The organism is Rahnella sp. PD12R, from assembly GCF_019200965.1.
Taxonomy (GTDB): domain Bacteria; phylum Pseudomonadota; class Gammaproteobacteria; order Enterobacterales; family Enterobacteriaceae; genus Rahnella; species Rahnella laticis.
This window is the reverse complement of the sequence record NZ_JAHTMS010000001.1, coordinates 832,319-847,422: the sequence shown is the minus strand read 5'-3', so window position 1 is coordinate 847,422 and position 15,104 is coordinate 832,319. Positions and strand designations below refer to the sequence as shown.

Sequence of the window (15,104 nt, the reverse complement as noted above, 5' to 3'; positions counted from 1 at the left end):
GGACTTAAAACGTGGCTGCAGCCCTTGCGGGGCGCGGGTTTTAGTTGATCTGGATCACTAATCCTTCAATTAACCTTTTCGTGCATTCTCACAAGTTTTGTTACAAACCTTTCGTTGTATCATTTGGTACATAACGTTGTGCTCACGGTCATTTGGTCGTACCCTTCCGGCACTTCCACTTTTTACTTTCAGTGCTAATTAAATGACTTCTTCAGCGGAACGGGCGGGCGCGTCACATTTTCAGCGTGCCCGTATTCTGACGCCATCGCGGATTTTTATTCTCAGCCTGCTGCTGTTACTGGGCGGAATCATGTATTCACTGACGATTGGCCGATATCCGATTTCATTTGTTGAGCTGATTGGTTTTTTCCACGCAGATGCATCAGCACCGCGATATGGGCTGTTGCACAACATCATTTTCGATTCTCGTCTGCCGCGTATTCTGGCTTCGGTGCTGGTCGGTGCCGGTTTATCCGTTTCCGGCGCGGTTTATCAGGCCGTTTTCCGCAATCCTCTGGTGTCGCCCGGTTTACTCGGCGTGCTGAGCGGCTGTGCGTTTGGTGCGTCGCTCAGCATTGTGTTCGGGCTGAACGGTTTGTGGATCCCCGCGCTGGCCTGCGTGGCCGGTTTACTGGCGGTCATGCTGGGCGTGGCGATTGCCAGCCTGTTTGCTTCACCGTCCATTCTTATGCTGATTCTGGGCGGCATTATCAGTAATGCGTTGTTCACCGGATTGCTGTCGATCGTCAAGTATGTCGCCGATCCGCAGGATCAGCTGCCCACCATTGTTTACTGGATGTTGGGCAGTCTGAGTGCGGTAGATAATCACGCACTATGGGTGACCGCTCCGGTGCTGGTTATCGCAATTGCGCTGCTGGCGGGGCTCGGACGGGTGCTGGACGTCATGACGCTCAGCGAAGATGAAGCTTACAGCCTCGGTATTCCGGTTCGTTTTTATCGCTACGGCATTATCGTGCTGGCGACGCTGATATCTGCCCTGACCGTCAGCATTGCGGGCATGGTCGGCTGGGTCGGTTTGCTGATCCCACATCTGGCGCGGCTGCTGGTGGGCGCGAGTAACGTCTGGCTGCTGCCGGTTTCGGTGTGCCTCGGCGGCTGTTTTTTGCTGCTGTGTGACGGGCTGGCACGCACGCTGGCGCCGGGGGAAATTCCGCTGGGGATCATTACCGAATTGCTCGGCGCGCTGGCGTTTATTGCTTTGCTGAAATACGTCCGCCGGGGCTGGCTATGATTATCTCCGCACGCAATCTCTGCTATTCACTGCCTCAGCGCCCGCTGCTCAGCGATATCTCGTTTGATCTTTATGCCGGGGAATGCGTGGCGCTGCTCGGGGCTAACGGTGCCGGGAAAAGCACGCTGCTGAAACTGCTTTTGCGGCTGTTATCACCGGCAAGCGGCAGTCTCCGGCTGGCGGGAAAACCGCTGGAAACCATGAAACGCCGTGAAATCGCCCGGCATATCGCTTATGTGCCGCAACATCATCAGCCGCATTTTCCGTTTACCGCCTGGCAGGTCGTGATGCAGGGCAGGTTGCCGGTGAACGGCCTGGCTCGCAGCCCTTCGCCACAGGACATTTCCCGCGTTGAAAATGCGTTTGAAGAGAGCGGTATTGCGCATCTTGCTTCGCGCATTTACACCCATCTTTCCGGCGGTGAGCGCCAGCGCGTGCTGATCACCCGCGCATTAGTGCAGGACACACCGGTGATTTTGCTTGATGAACCGGTGAATGGCCTCGATTACGGCCACCAGCTGCATCTGCTTTCGCAGCTGAAAACTCTCGCCTCGCAGGGCTACACGTTGCTGATGATTACACATCAACCCGAACACGCACTGATGGCCGCCAGCCGGGCATTGGTGCTGCATGAAGGTCGGCTGATAGCCGACGGTGCGCCGTCCGATGTGGTGGACAGCGCGCTGATTTCCCGCATTTATCAGGCACAGGTACAACAAATCGACCTGAACAGCGGACATCGTTTTTTTATTCCTTAAGGGATTGATTACAAATGCAAAGAAAAATAAAAGCGCCGTTAGTGGCTGGCGCCTGTGGTCTTCTGTTGTCTGCAGGTTCTGCGCTGGCCGCAATAACGTCCGACACGATAACTGTGAATGGCAATGCGAAAAATGCGGAAACGGCGGCGGGTGACCCTTCGGCCTCAGATTCACAAACCGCGACCGTCGGCGTTCTGGGCAAACGTGATGTGCTGAATACGCCGTACTCCGTGCATTCTGTGCCGGAAAGTATCATTACCCGCCAGCAGGTAAAAAGCGTCAAAGACGTTTATAAATATCTGCCGTCCGTACAGGGTGACGGTGCCCGTCCGCAGACGCGCGGGATCCAGGGCAGTGTGGTGCAAAATTCTATGATCGACGGCCTGAACGTCGTCTCCACCACAGATTATCCGGCCGAGCAGTTCCAGCAGATTGACGTGCTGAACGGGCTGGCGGGATCGCTTTACGGCCCGGCAAACCCGGCAGGGATGTTTAACTTCGTTTCCAAACGCCCGGGATATACCACTAAAAACAGCATTACGCTGGGAATGGGCACCGGGATTTCCGGTCTGGGGGCGCTGGATTTAAGCGGTCCGCTTGATGATGGCGAACGTGTCCGCTACCGGCTGAATCTGCTCAACGATCAGGGTGGCAGCTATGCCTCCGGCAGCCGCAAAAAACGTCAGCTTGCCAGTCTGGCGCTGGATTTTCAGTTGACGGATCAAACCGTGCTGGAAACCAATTTCAGCTATTACCGTTATGAGGAAAAAGGCTTGCCGGGCACGTTTGCGCTGGCAAGTGGCGTGGCCTTCCCGAAAGCCATGAACCCGACGCAGCGTAACCTGGGGCAAACGTATGCCGGGAATGACAACCACACCAGCACTTACAGCGCTCATCTTAAACACGATTTTGATGGCAACTGGCAGTCTGATATCGGTTTCCTGCATCAGGTGGCTGACCGTCAGTCGACGGCGGTGACCAATACGCTGGTCAGCAACAAAGGGGATTACAAAACTACGGTATCCAGCGCCACGGCGACCCGTTTTGTGATCAACAGTTATATGGCGACGTTGAACGGTTCAGTGAATACCGGCTGGCTACAGCATGATTTATCTTTCGGTATGCGCGGTTTTGTGTGGAAAAACTATAACCCGATCAACGGTGGAACGGCGACACTGGGCAGCGGAAACATTACTAATCTGCAAAGTTTCCCTGAACCGACCTATCCAGACTTCTCTAACCGTTATCACTCCGCAACCAGTACCCAGCAGGCGTTTTCCGTCGGCGACACGTTGACCTTCTCGCCAAAATGGAGCCTGCTGGTGTCGGGCAGCGAAAGTTTCCTCACCTCTGCCAACTACGCAAAAACCCGTCAGCGCAACAGCGATTCGAACGACAGCGGTTTCAGCGGTTCAGCCAGCCTGATGTATAAGCCGGTTGAAAATCTGACGCTCTATACAACCTATGCTGACAGCCTGCAGCAGGGCGACACGGCGCCGGCTGGCTCGACCAACGCCGGGCAAATCACCGCGCCATACCGCAGCAAACAGATTGAAGTCGGCAGCAAACTGCGCGTCGGCAAGACCAATCTGTCGGCGGCGCTGTTCCAGATTGATCGCCCGTTTGCGTACACGCTGGAAGACGGCGAATTCGCCAACGACGGCAATCAGCGTAACCGTGGCCTTGAGCTGATGGCCGACGGCAACGTTAGCCGCGACGTGCATATTTACGGCGGCGTGACGATCCTCGATCCGAAACTGCGCGATACGGCGTCCTCTTCAAGCGATAACAAACAGATCGTCGGGTTATCCCGCGTGACTGCAAACCTGCTGACCGTCTGGAGTGTGCCAGCCGTCGAAGGTCTGGATCTGGATACCAATGTGCATTACGTCGGCAAACGTCCGACAGACAATGCCAACGACAACTGGGTCGGCAGTTACGCCGTCTTTGACGCCGGCAGCAGCTACCGCACGCGCCTGTTCAATACCAACACCACGTTCCGGTTTGACCTGACCAACCTGACTAACCGCCATTACTGGACCAACATCGTGCCGGGCGGCCTGAACGGCTACAGCGGCGCGGGCAATGCGTCCGCCCAGCTGAGCGCACCGCGTATGGCGCAGGTTTCCATGCAACTCGAGTTCTGAGGATAAAATGAAATTATCGACACGTTTGATTCTGGCGGGCGCGCTGAGCCTGTTAAGCCTGGGCGGCTACAGCGCCACCCGTGTAGTGACTGATGACGCGGGGCATCAGGTTATTCTGCCCGCGAAAACTGACCGGATCGCCGACGCCTGGTACGCACATCATTCTTTGCTGATGACACTGGGCGCGGGCGGCAAGATTGTGGCGACGGTCAATCATCCGGAAAGCCAGCCGTGGATGTTCCGCGTTCAGCCTTCGCTGAATCAGGCGTTGTCGGTAAAAGGCACCACATTTAATGCCGAAAGTTTGCTGGCGGAAAAAGTGGATGTGGTGTTTGTCAGCGCAGGCAACCGGGATGCAGTGGCTTTGCGGCAGGCGGGTTTACCCGTTGTCGAAATGAAATTTACCGATTTCGATTCAATGAAACATTCCCTGCGCACAACAGCGCAGGTGCTGGGAACGGCTCAGGCGGCGCAGCGTGCCGGAGATTACATTCATTATCTTGACGACAATCTTCAGGCCATCAGCGCAAAAACGGTAAATCTGACCCAACAGCAACGCCCGAGGGTGCTGCACATTCAGTCACTTAATCCGCTAAAAGTGGATGGCAGCGATACGCTGATTGATCAGTGGATCCGCGTCGCCGGTGGCCGGAATGCCGCTGAAGGGCTGAAGGGCAACATGCAGCCGGTTTCTGCCGAGCAACTGCTGGCGTGGCAACCGGATGTGATCATTCTGGCGGCCAGCGCCGGGGATATTTCAACCTCCGCTTATGCCAGCCAGTTTGCATTGCTGGACGCAGTGAAAGCGGGGCGTGTGTGGCGAAATCCGGCAGGCGTTTTCCCGTGGGATCGCTACGGTACCGAAACGGCATTACAGATCCAGTGGGTCGCACAAAAACTGCATCCGCAGCTTTTCCCGACGCTGGATATTGTGAAAGCGACGCAGGATTTCTACCGCCGGTTCTTCGATTATCCGCTGACGCCAGAGGAAGCTGAGAAGATTATCGCGGGAGAGTTTTGAGTATTCCTCAGGGCCATAAATGAAAAACGAGTCTTAAACGGCTCGTTTTTTTCAGTGCGTCAGGAAGATTATAAAACTTCTGCATTCAGCGCCGCATTGATTGCTGCCGCGACGCCGGTGGGATTTTCCCACATCATCGAATGGCCTGCCTGCGGTACCACGGCGGTATGCACGCCATGCTGCGGCAAAATCGCGACATCAGGTTCCGGCAGTGAAAACTCGCCAAACAAAACGGTGGCCGGCATTTCCAGGTTATAGAGCTGTTCGCGCCACGACGTCGCTTCTCCATTGACCAGCCCGACGGCTTGGCGGTGAATGGCCAGCGGAGATGACACGCTCATCGACCCTGCCCAGACAGGATCATTGCTGCGTACGGCGACATTAATCAGATGCGCGTGGCCTTTAGCCAGATAGTCTTCTTCTGAATATTCCGCGACCGCACGACTGAATATTCCGCCGCCTGCATCGAGATTCGGCTCCGCAACAATCAGGCGCTGAATCAGGTCAGGCCGCTGCGCCGCCACCATGATGGCAATACTGCCGCCCATGCTGTGGCCGATTAAATTCACCTGCGGCACCCCGAGGCTTTCCAGTAATGCGATGATGCACAGCGTGTGATCCTGCAGGCTGTAGCTGAAATCCTGTGGTTTATCGCTGAAACCGGAACCGGCTAAATCCAGCAGAAACGAACGACGCGGGCGCAGTGATGCATCGGTCGCGACGCGTGGGAAATCGCAGGATGCCGCGCATCCCAGGCCGTGGATAAAGACCAGCGGAACGCCCAGACCTGACAACTCATGGAAACGTAAGATCATTTCCGTTCCGGGTACTTTGAAAGATTTCATCTCAATCCTTTGTTAACTGCTCAAGTGCAATCTGCGGATTATAGGCAGGATTTTTCTGAGCAGCAGTACAAAAAACAAGTAAACGAACAAACCCATTAGTTTTACTGCGAAGTGCTCACGCATTCATTTATCAGATTTCTGTTTCAGTTAAATTTTGGAATATTCCCCCCCTCCGGCAGGGTTGCAGTAGCGATAACCGTCAGCAGAACATCTGCGTGAAGTTTCATTTTTGTCTAAATAATCGCCGATCAAACCGCGTGCAGTCCCGAATTTGCCTTAAAGTATTTAGCCCGTGAAAATATCTTTTGCGGGCTCTTTTCATCGGGCAGCCAAGTGATAGCATGGAACTCTTGCTCACTTTATGGATTTATCTGATGGTCAGGTTAGGCGGTTGTGCGGCGGTTGTCTTGGCGCTGGCGTCGTTTCCAGCATCGGCTGTTACGCAGTATCAATGTGTTTTAACGCATCATACGCAGTCTGATGATGGCAATGATGTTTCTGAAGTTGTGAATAAAGATGCGCGTGTTTATGACGCCGGGAATACGTTCAGCTTTTCCCCGGACGGCAGCAAAATGGTGACCAGCCCGGAACTGACGGACATTATCGGTAAAGACAATCAGCCGATGAAAGCCGGTGCGCAGGATAACCTGATGTATATCCACGTAAAAGACAGCTTTGTGGTTGCGACGCAAACCGAAGGTTATGTGTATGGCGACTGCAAGGTGAATACAGCGAAATAAATAGAAACACTCCTGCCACTTCATTAGCACACTTCTTATAGTCGCCCGTTTCCCGACGGGCTATCCTTGCGCACTTTTCCAGCCCCGAATTTTTCTTTTTTTCGCCCGCTTCAAGAAGCAGACAATAAAGGTATTTGCCCGCTTATGGCCTTACTTAACGACGAAATCCGCGACCATACCGCCGAGTCCGTCCTTTTCGTTCGTCGCGCCGTGATCGCGTTTCTGGTTGTGGCCTTAATGTCTGCCGCTCTGGTCTTCAATCTGTATCATCTGCAGGTCGGAATGCATGATTTTTACCAGACCCGCTCGAATCAGAATGACATCAAAATGCTGCCGATCGCCCCGAGCCGCGGGCTGATCATGGACCGCAATGGCGTGGTGCTGGCGCAAAATATTACGCTTTACCAGATTCAGGTAATCCCCGGTAAAGTGCCGGATCTCAAAGCGACCCTGAATGCCCTGAAACCGATTGTCGATCTGACGCAGGACGATCTGGACAGCTTCCATGACGCGATGATCCATGGCCGTCACTTTGCGCAGATCCCGTTAAAACTGGCGCTGACTGACGTCGAAGTCGCCCGTTTTTCGGTGAACCAGTTTGATTTCCCCGGTGTTTCCATCAGCACTTATCAGCAGCGGCGTTATCCGTACGGTGCGGAGCTGGCGCATGTCGTCGGTTATGTATCGAAAATCAATGATAAAGACGCGAAACGTCTCGATGAAGAAGGCATCTCGGAGAACTACGCGGCTGACCACGATATTGGTAAGCAGGGCGTTGAAAAGTATTACGAGAATATCCTGCATGGCCGCACGGGTTATCAGGAAGTGGAAGTGGATAACCACGGGCACGTCGTGCGCCTTCTCAAAGAAGTGCCACCGCAGGCCGGGCAAAATATCTACCTGACGCTGGATCTTGGTTTACAGCAGTACATCGAAAAAGTTCTGAAAGGGCAGCGCGCCGCCGTAGTGGTGATGGATCCGCGGGATGGTGGCATCAAAGCGATGGTGTCGAGCCCGAGTTATGATCCGAATCCGTTTGTGAACGGAATTTCCAGTAAGGAATACAGCGCGTTGCTGAAAAACCCGGATCTGCCACTGATTAACCGCGTGACGCAGGGGTTGTATCCTCCGGCCTCGACGGTGAAACCGTTCATGGCAACGTCTGCCTTATTTGAAGGGGTGATTACGCCGCAAACCACTTTCTTCGGCGCACCGACCTGGACACTGCCGGGCACCGAACGTCATTACCGCGACTGGCTGAAAACCGGCCACGGCTTGCTGAATGTCACCAAAGCTATTGAAGAATCCGCCGATACGTTCTTCTATCAGGTGGCGTATGAAATGGGCATCGACCGCATTCATACCTGGCTGAGCAAGTTCGGTTACGGGCAGTCCACCGGCATCGATCTCGACGAGCAATATAATGGCGTTCTGCCAAGCCGCGAATGGAAAATGAAGGTTCATAAAAAAGGCTGGTATCAGGGGGATACCGTTTCGGTGGGCATCGGCCAGGGTTATTGGGTTGCGACGCCAATCCAGATGGTGCGTGCGCTCAGCGCGCTGGTGAATAACGGCAAACTCGAAACGCCGCATCTGCTCTATTCTTCAAAAAGCGGCAAAGTGATCACGCCCTATAAAATGCCGCCGACCCAGCAAATTGCCGATGGCAAATCGCCAATCTGGGGAATAGTGAAAAACGGTATGTTCGGAATGGCGAATTTCCCGAACGGTACCGGTTATAAACTCTTCCACACCGCGCCTTATCAGATAGCCGCGAAATCAGGGACGTCTCAGGTATTCAGCCTGCGCGAGAATCAGGTCTATAACGCCAAAATGACGCCTGTCCGCTTGCGTGACCATATTTTCTATACAGCATTTGCGCCCTATAAACATCCGACGGTGGTGATGGCGCTGATTATGGAAAACGGCGGGGGCGATGGCGTGGTCGCCGGGCCGACGGCGCGTGCCATTCTTGACCATATCTTCCTGCCGCCGCAGGCCACGATGTGTGACCCGGCGAAAGCAGACAATCCGGCAGACTGTGAACAACCGGTACCCACCCCGAATTCACTGGGGTTCAGCGAGCACTGACAGGCTCTTAATAAATCACTGATAACGTGATGTCATTAAATGGCGACAGATGCGGTTTATCGTGTCGTCATTTGGCGACATTTAACCAACTGATTAAAAACAACTTTATATTTAAGTAAAAAACATGTTGGGAAATGACGACAGCAAGCGTGATTTATAGGCAGAGATCGCAGCCATTTTTTGAATGAGATCTGCACTGATAAATAAAAGTTGTTATTTATCAGTGTAATGTAATTTAAATGTTATAACTGGCACGGTTCGTGCTATATTCTGGCAGTTGCTCATTCACCTGATTATGACTTGCACACGCGAAAGCGTTGATATGCTCATAATGCCCGAATGACGCCAAAGAAACGGTGCCTATCGTTCACCCGACCGATAATCGTTGCGCAAGCACGTTATCAAGCATCGAACGACACGTTGAGTGAGGCACCACCTCTTCCGGTTTGCTGGATATCCATCAGGATATCCAGCAACACCACTTCTTCGAATACTTCCTGTTTCTTTCAAATCCTCTTTCACTATCTCCGTGACACACTGGCTGTTCAAACCGTTGTCAGTTAGCATGGTTTATCTGCGGAAAATGAGATGAATGCGTTGAAAAGAGGACGTTTATTCCCCGGTTCTTTACGCCAGCTGGTATTGATGGCGTTCCTGTTAGTCCTGTTGCCTTTACTGGTGCTGGCCTGGCAGGCTTATGACAGCCTCGACCAGCTCAGCCGTCAGGCGGCGCACATTAACCGCACGACATTAAGCGATGCGCGCCGCAGCGAATCCATGTCCAGCATCGCGCTGGAAATGGAACGCAGCTATCGCCAGTATTGCGTTCTCGACGATCCGACGCTTTCACGCCTTTATCAGAATCAGCATAAACAATATTCGCAGCTGCTGGATGCACACGCTTCTGTCCTGCCGGATTTACGTTATTACCAGACGCTGCGCACGTTGCTGACGCAGCTGACCGAACCCGTCTGCCACAATAATGCCCCGGATAATGACTCTTCCGCGCGGCTGGAAAACTTCTCACGCACGAATGCCGAAATGGTTCAGGCGACCCGTGAAGTGGTCTTTTCCCGCGGCCAGCAACTTCAGCGTGCGATTGCCGAACGCGGCCAGTTCTTTGGCTGGCAGGCGCTGGTGCTGTTTCTGCTCAGCGGCGCGCTGGTGGTGCTGTTTACCCGCATGATTATCGGGCCGGTGAAAGGCGTGGAGAGAATGATCAACCGGCTGGGCGAAGGGCGTAATCTGGGGGACGTCACGCGGTTTAAAGGCCCGCGCGAAATCCGTTCTCTGGTGCAGCGTATCGTCTGGCTGAGTGAACGCCTGGCGTGGCTGGAATCACAGCGCCACGAATTTTTACGTCACATTTCCCATGAACTCAAAACGCCACTCGCCAGCATGCGCGAAGGCACGGAGCTGCTGGCCGATGAAGTCGCCGGGCCGCTGACGCCGGATCAAAAAGACGTGGTGGCGATACTTAACAGCAGCAGCCGTCACCTGCAAACGCTCATCGAACAACTGCTCGATTACAACCGCAAACTGGCGGATGCGCCCGCGCTGAGCGTGGCCGTCGATCTGAAAATCTTAGTGAATGACGTTGTGATAGCTAACAGTCTGCCCGCGCGGGCCAAGAAGATCCGCAGCGAAGTCGCTATCGAAGCGCCACAATGTCTGGCGGAACCGACACTGCTTAAGCGCGTGCTGGATAATCTCTATTCCAATGCGGTGCACTACGGGGCTGAATCCGGTACTATTTGGGTCCGCAGCCGGGAAGAAGCAGGGCGGGTGGTTATTGAGGTGGCAAACACCGGAACCCCGATCCCCGAAGCCGAGCGCGCGATGATTTTTGAACCTTTTTACCAGGGTAGCCAGCAACGAAAAGGGGCTGTAAAAGGCAGCGGTCTGGGATTGAGCATTGCTCAGGACTGCATTCGTCGCATGCATGGAGAGCTGCAACTGGTTGCCGTTGAAGATGCGGACGTGTGTTTTCGCATTGAATTGCCCCTGACGGCTGAGAAAAACTGATAATGATCCTATTTGCAGGCTGGTGCGGCCAATGAACGCATTAACCTTTATGTCGAAATCCGTTTCCCGTCTTGTGCGCGCCGTGGCTCGCCGCCGGGTTCTCCTTCTGAGTGCGCCACTGGCGCTGGCGGGCTGTGTGCCACAATCCGCCGATAACCGTTATTACCAGCAAGTTTCCGACCAGATTGTCCCTGACAGCAAAGTAATCGACTTCCGCATCGCACCCTGCGAAACCCTGTGGACGCTTGATGACAGCGAAGCGATTACCAACTCGCTGTACTGGCTGCGGGCGATGGATTGCGCCGATCGTATGAGCGATGCGCAGGCGCGTTTCCAGGCGCAGCAGATTTCGGCGACCCACTGGCAGCAGGCATTCAAACAAAGCATCCTGCTGTCGGGCGCTGAACCGGATCAACAACAGCGCCGCGCATTGCTGGCCAAAGTGAGCGAATTCCGCGGCCAGATGCCGGGATCCATTCGTCCGCTGGTGCAGCTGTGGCGTGAGCGTCAGAATCTGCAAGTTGTGCTCGGCGATGAAAAAGCCCGCAACGCACGCCAGCAGGCCGTTAATGAAGACAAACTTCAGCAGATGACTGCCGAACAGCTGGTGCTGGAAAATAATTTAGCCGATACCCGCCGCAAGCTGGAAAACCTGACCGATATCGAGCGTCAGCTTTCCTCGCGTAAGCAGATCCAGGGCGATCTGCCGGACAACGACGCGACCTCGTCTTCAAAACCGGCCACCGGATCCACGGTGAAACCGGCAGAAACCTACGTGCCGCCTCCAAAGGAATCGAACGCAAAATGACGATACGTAAAGCAGCCAGTTTATTGCTGGTGGACGATGATCCCAGCCTGTTAAAACTGTTGGGCATGCGTCTGACCAGTGAAGGTTTTCGTGTCACAACCGCCGAAAGCGGGGCCGAAGCGCTGCGCGTATTGCACCGTGAACGAATCGATCTGGTGCTGAGCGATTTACGCATGGATGAAATGGATGGCATGGCGCTTTTTGCTGAAATCCAGAAATTTCAGCCGGGAATGCCGGTCATTATTCTGACGGCGCACGGCTCAATTCCCGACGCGGTTGCCGCCACGCAGCAGGGCGTTTTCGGGTTTCTCACCAAACCGGTCGATCGCGATGCGCTGTATAAAGCCATTGATGAAGCGCTGGCGCAGTCCAGTCCGTCGGTGGATGAAAGCTGGCGCGAGTCGATTGTGACCCGCAGCCCGCTGATGTTGCGTTTGCTGGAACAGGCCAATATGGTCGCGCAGTCTGACGTCAGCGTGCTGATTAACGGCCAGAGCGGCACGGGCAAAGAAGTGCTGGCGCAGGCAATCCACGGTGCCAGCCCGCGCGGAAAGAATGCGTTTATCGCCATTAACTGCGGCGCGTTGCCGGAACAGTTGCTGGAATCTGAATTATTCGGCCACGCCAAAGGCGCGTTTACCGGTGCGGTCAGCAGCCGTGAAGGGCTGTTCCAGGCGGCGAACGGCGGAACGTTGTTCCTCGATGAAATCGGCGACATGCCGCTGTCATTGCAGGTCAAACTGTTGCGTGTTTTGCAAGAGCGCAAAGTTCGTCCGCTGGGCAGCAATCAGGATATCGACGTCGATGTGCGGATTATTTCTGCCACGCACCGTGATTTGCCCAAAGCGATGGAAAAAGGCGAGTTCCGCGAAGATCTGTTTTATCGTCTGAATGTCGTGAGCCTGAAATTGCCGGCGCTGAGCGAAAGGGCGGAAGACATTCCGCTGCTGGCAAACCATCTGCTTCGCGTGGCAGCGCAGCGGCACAAGCCGTTTGTCCGCAGTTTTTCCACCGATGCGCTAAAACGGCTGATGGCGGCGAGCTGGCCGGGCAATGTGCGCCAGCTGGTGAACGTGATTGAGCAATGTGTGGCGCTGACCTCTGCGCCGGTCATCAGCGAAGCGCTGGTGCAGCAGGCGCTGGAAGGCGAGAACACCGCGCTGCCGACCTTTGCCGATGCGCGAAACCAGTTCGAGCTGAATTATTTGCGTAAGCTTTTGCAGATAACCAAAGGCAATGTGACGCAGGCGGCGCGTATCGCCGGGCGTAACCGCACCGAATTTTACAAGTTGCTTTCCCGCCATGAGCTGGAAGCCACGGATTTTAAAGAGTAACGGGAATTTACTTTCAGCGGCATCGGGTACATTCCTGCCGCTGAACTATGATACCTTTAGCGCCTTCGCATGCTCCGGCATCCGAAACCAGACTGTGAACCATGCTGCCGCTCAGGAAGGCGGAGAGCAAACGAATGATTATAAGGGTCCGCCATGAAAAAGATTGATGCGATTATCAAGCCATTCAAACTCGACGACGTCCGCGAAGCACTGGCTGAAGTTGGGATCACCGGGATGACCGTGACCGAAGTGAAGGGTTTTGGCCGTCAGAAAGGTCATACCGAACTGTACCGTGGTGCGGAATACATGGTCGATTTCCTGCCAAAAGTAAAAATCGAGATTGTTGTGGCAGATGACATCGTGGATACCTGTGTTGAAACTATCATGACCACCGCGCAGACCGGCAAAATCGGCGACGGCAAAATCTTCGTGTTCGACGTGGCGCGCGTAGTCCGCATCCGCACCGGCGAGCAGGACGAAGAGGCTATCTGATTTCATTCAGAGTCTGAAACAGAAAAGGCTGACATTGCGTCAGCCTTTTTGCTTTTCAGCACGGGTATTCTCAACGTCAGATGACTTTATGCGGGCCGAAACATTCGTAGTGAATGTTGGCTTCGGCAATGTCTAGTGCCAGCAGTTGTTTTGCGGCAAACTGCATGAAGCCCACCGGCCCGCACAGGTAGAAGTGCATCGCCGGATTACTGATTTTATCGCTGACTTTACTCAGATCCATCAAGCCCTGAAACTCGAAATCTTCTCCCGGTAAATCGCTTTCCTGCGGCTGGTTATACCAGACATGGCTTTCCAGCTGCGGCAGATGCGCTTGCGCATCTTTCACTTCACCGGCAAACGCATGAACCGCGCCATTTTCGGCGGCGTGCAGCCACTGAACCGGCGCGTTATGGCCGCGCTGCGCCAGCGTGTTGAGCATGCCTAACATCGGCGTCTGACCAACACCGGCGGAAATCAGCGAGACCGGCGTGGTTTCGCTGACATCCATGAAGAAATCACCGTGCGGCGCGGCGAGGTGAATAATGTCGCCCGGCAGCGCAAAGTTATGCAGGAAATTAGAAACCGCGCCCTGACCTTCACGTTTAATCGCGATACGGTACGTTTTGCCGTTCGGTGCCTGTGTCAGGGAATACTGACGGATTTCCTGATTTTCCAGGGAAGCATCGCGGATATAGACCGCCAGATATTGCCCCGGCTGGAAATCTGCCACCGGCTTGCCATCAGCGGGTTCCAGCAGGAAAGAGGTGATCAGTTCGCTTTGCGGCTGTTTTTCCACAATGCGGAATTCACGGGTGCCGCTCCAGCCACCGGTTTTTTCGGCGCTTTCTTTATAGATTTCTGCTTCACGATTGATAAATACGCCCGCCAACACGCCGTAGGCTTTGCCCCACGCATCCAGCACTTCCTGACCCGGACTGAACATTTCATCCAGCGTTGCCAGCAGGTGTTCACCGACAATGTTGTACTGTTCCGGCTGAATGATAAAACTGGTGTGTTTCTGAGCGATACGTTCCACCGCGGGTAAAAGCGCCGCCAGATTTTCGAGATTCGCCGCATAAGCGCAGATGGCATCAAACAGCGCCTGACGCTGATCGCCATTGCGCTGGTTGCTCATATTGAAGATGTCTTTAAGCTCGGGATTGTGTGCGAACATGCGATCGTAGAAGTGAGCCGTCAGTTTCGGGCCGGTTGCCGCGAGCAAAGGAATGGTGGATTTAACGGTTGCGATAGTTTGTGCATCTAGCATAGTGAACTCCTTCCTCTTCGTCCTTGAAACTGCTGCTGCGTTAGCTGCCCTCAGGAATCCGAATTACTGACTCAGGTCAGCTCATCGGAATTCTTTCGATTGCCGCCTTGCCGCAGCTCCAATGACTTTGAGGCTATTTAGAATGAAAAATAATAACATGCATTTTAAATGCATCTTATATAAACCCACAATTTCTGTAAACACCCCCTTAAGGGGTAGGGCTATTTTCCGGTGAGCGGTATCTCACAAAGCTGAAATTTGACCATGTTCAGGTGAATAAAATTCCCTTGATTATGGGCAGAGGTTCGCAGATCAAAGCCTTGC

The 15,104-nt window shown here is 54.1% G+C and carries 12 protein-coding genes; 10 read left to right on the top strand and 2 right to left on the bottom strand.

What is annotated here, in order from left to right:
- The first annotated feature begins 202 nt into the window (after positions 1-202).
- From KWG64_RS03870 to KWG64_RS03855, 4 genes are read left to right on the top strand one after another with little or no spacing between them, the layout of a single operon-like run.
- Entirely contained in the window at positions 203-1,252 is a 1,050-nt protein-coding gene (locus KWG64_RS03870) for an iron ABC transporter permease (protein ID WP_218520956.1), read from the top strand.
- A complete protein-coding gene (locus tag KWG64_RS03865; RefSeq protein WP_195824846.1) occupies positions 1,249-2,010 on the top strand; it encodes an ABC transporter ATP-binding protein in 762 nt (253 codons plus the stop codon). Before KWG64_RS03870 ends, KWG64_RS03865 begins: the two co-directional genes overlap by 4 nt.
- A gap of 14 nt (positions 2,011-2,024) precedes the next feature.
- A complete protein-coding gene (locus tag KWG64_RS03860; protein WP_218520955.1) occupies positions 2,025-4,157 on the top strand; it encodes a TonB-dependent siderophore receptor in 2,133 nt (710 codons plus the stop codon).
- 7 nt (positions 4,158-4,164) lie between these two features.
- Positions 4,165-5,178: an ABC transporter substrate-binding protein gene (locus tag KWG64_RS03855; RefSeq protein WP_218520954.1), complete on the top strand. Its 1,014-nt coding sequence runs from the start codon at positions 4,165-4,167 to the stop codon at positions 5,176-5,178.
- A gap of 68 nt (positions 5,179-5,246) precedes the next feature.
- Here the strand turns inward: KWG64_RS03855 and KWG64_RS03850 are convergent, their stop codons facing one another.
- A complete protein-coding gene (locus tag KWG64_RS03850) occupies positions 5,247-5,993 on the bottom strand; it encodes an alpha/beta fold hydrolase (protein WP_255562072.1) in 747 nt (248 codons plus the stop codon).
- A gap of 371 nt (positions 5,994-6,364) precedes the next feature.
- Between KWG64_RS03850 and KWG64_RS03845 the strand changes: the two genes are divergently transcribed.
- The 6 genes from KWG64_RS03845 (at position 6,365) to glnB (ending at position 13,513) form a co-directional block, all read left to right on the top strand.
- Positions 6,365-6,763, top strand: coding sequence for a hypothetical protein (locus tag KWG64_RS03845; RefSeq protein ID WP_255562071.1), 399 nt, complete (start codon positions 6,365-6,367; stop codon positions 6,761-6,763).
- A gap of 144 nt (positions 6,764-6,907) precedes the next feature.
- On the top strand, positions 6,908-8,854 hold the full coding sequence (mrdA, locus tag KWG64_RS03840; protein ID WP_195824841.1) for a penicillin-binding protein 2: 1,947 nt from the start codon (positions 6,908-6,910) through the stop codon (positions 8,852-8,854).
- Between the two features lie 588 nt (positions 8,855-9,442).
- Positions 9,443-10,879 carry a sensor histidine kinase KdpD gene (locus KWG64_RS03835; protein WP_195824840.1) on the top strand — a complete coding sequence of 479 codons (1,437 nt, stop codon included), beginning with the start codon at positions 9,443-9,445 and terminating at the stop codon, positions 10,877-10,879.
- A 31-nt stretch (positions 10,880-10,910) separates the two neighbouring features.
- Complete coding sequence (qseG, locus tag KWG64_RS03830) at positions 10,911-11,687, top strand: two-component system QseEF-associated lipoprotein QseG (RefSeq protein WP_255562070.1); 777 nt, start codon at positions 10,911-10,913, stop codon at positions 11,685-11,687.
- Entirely contained in the window at positions 11,684-13,021 is a 1,338-nt protein-coding gene (gene glrR, locus KWG64_RS03825; RefSeq protein ID WP_218520952.1) for a two-component system response regulator GlrR, read from the top strand. The genes qseG and glrR overlap by 4 nt, the downstream gene beginning before the upstream one ends.
- Positions 13,022-13,174: 153 nt before the next feature.
- A complete protein-coding gene (glnB, locus tag KWG64_RS03820; RefSeq protein WP_013574351.1) occupies positions 13,175-13,513 on the top strand; it encodes a nitrogen regulatory protein P-II in 339 nt (112 codons plus the stop codon).
- A 76-nt stretch (positions 13,514-13,589) separates the two neighbouring features.
- On the opposite strand, the gene hmpA is transcribed toward glnB, so the two are convergent.
- Positions 13,590-14,834, bottom strand: coding sequence for an NO-inducible flavohemoprotein (gene hmpA / locus KWG64_RS03815; RefSeq protein ID WP_255562080.1), 1,245 nt, complete (start codon positions 14,832-14,834; stop codon positions 13,590-13,592).
- Between the last annotated feature and the right edge of the window lie 270 nt (positions 14,835-15,104).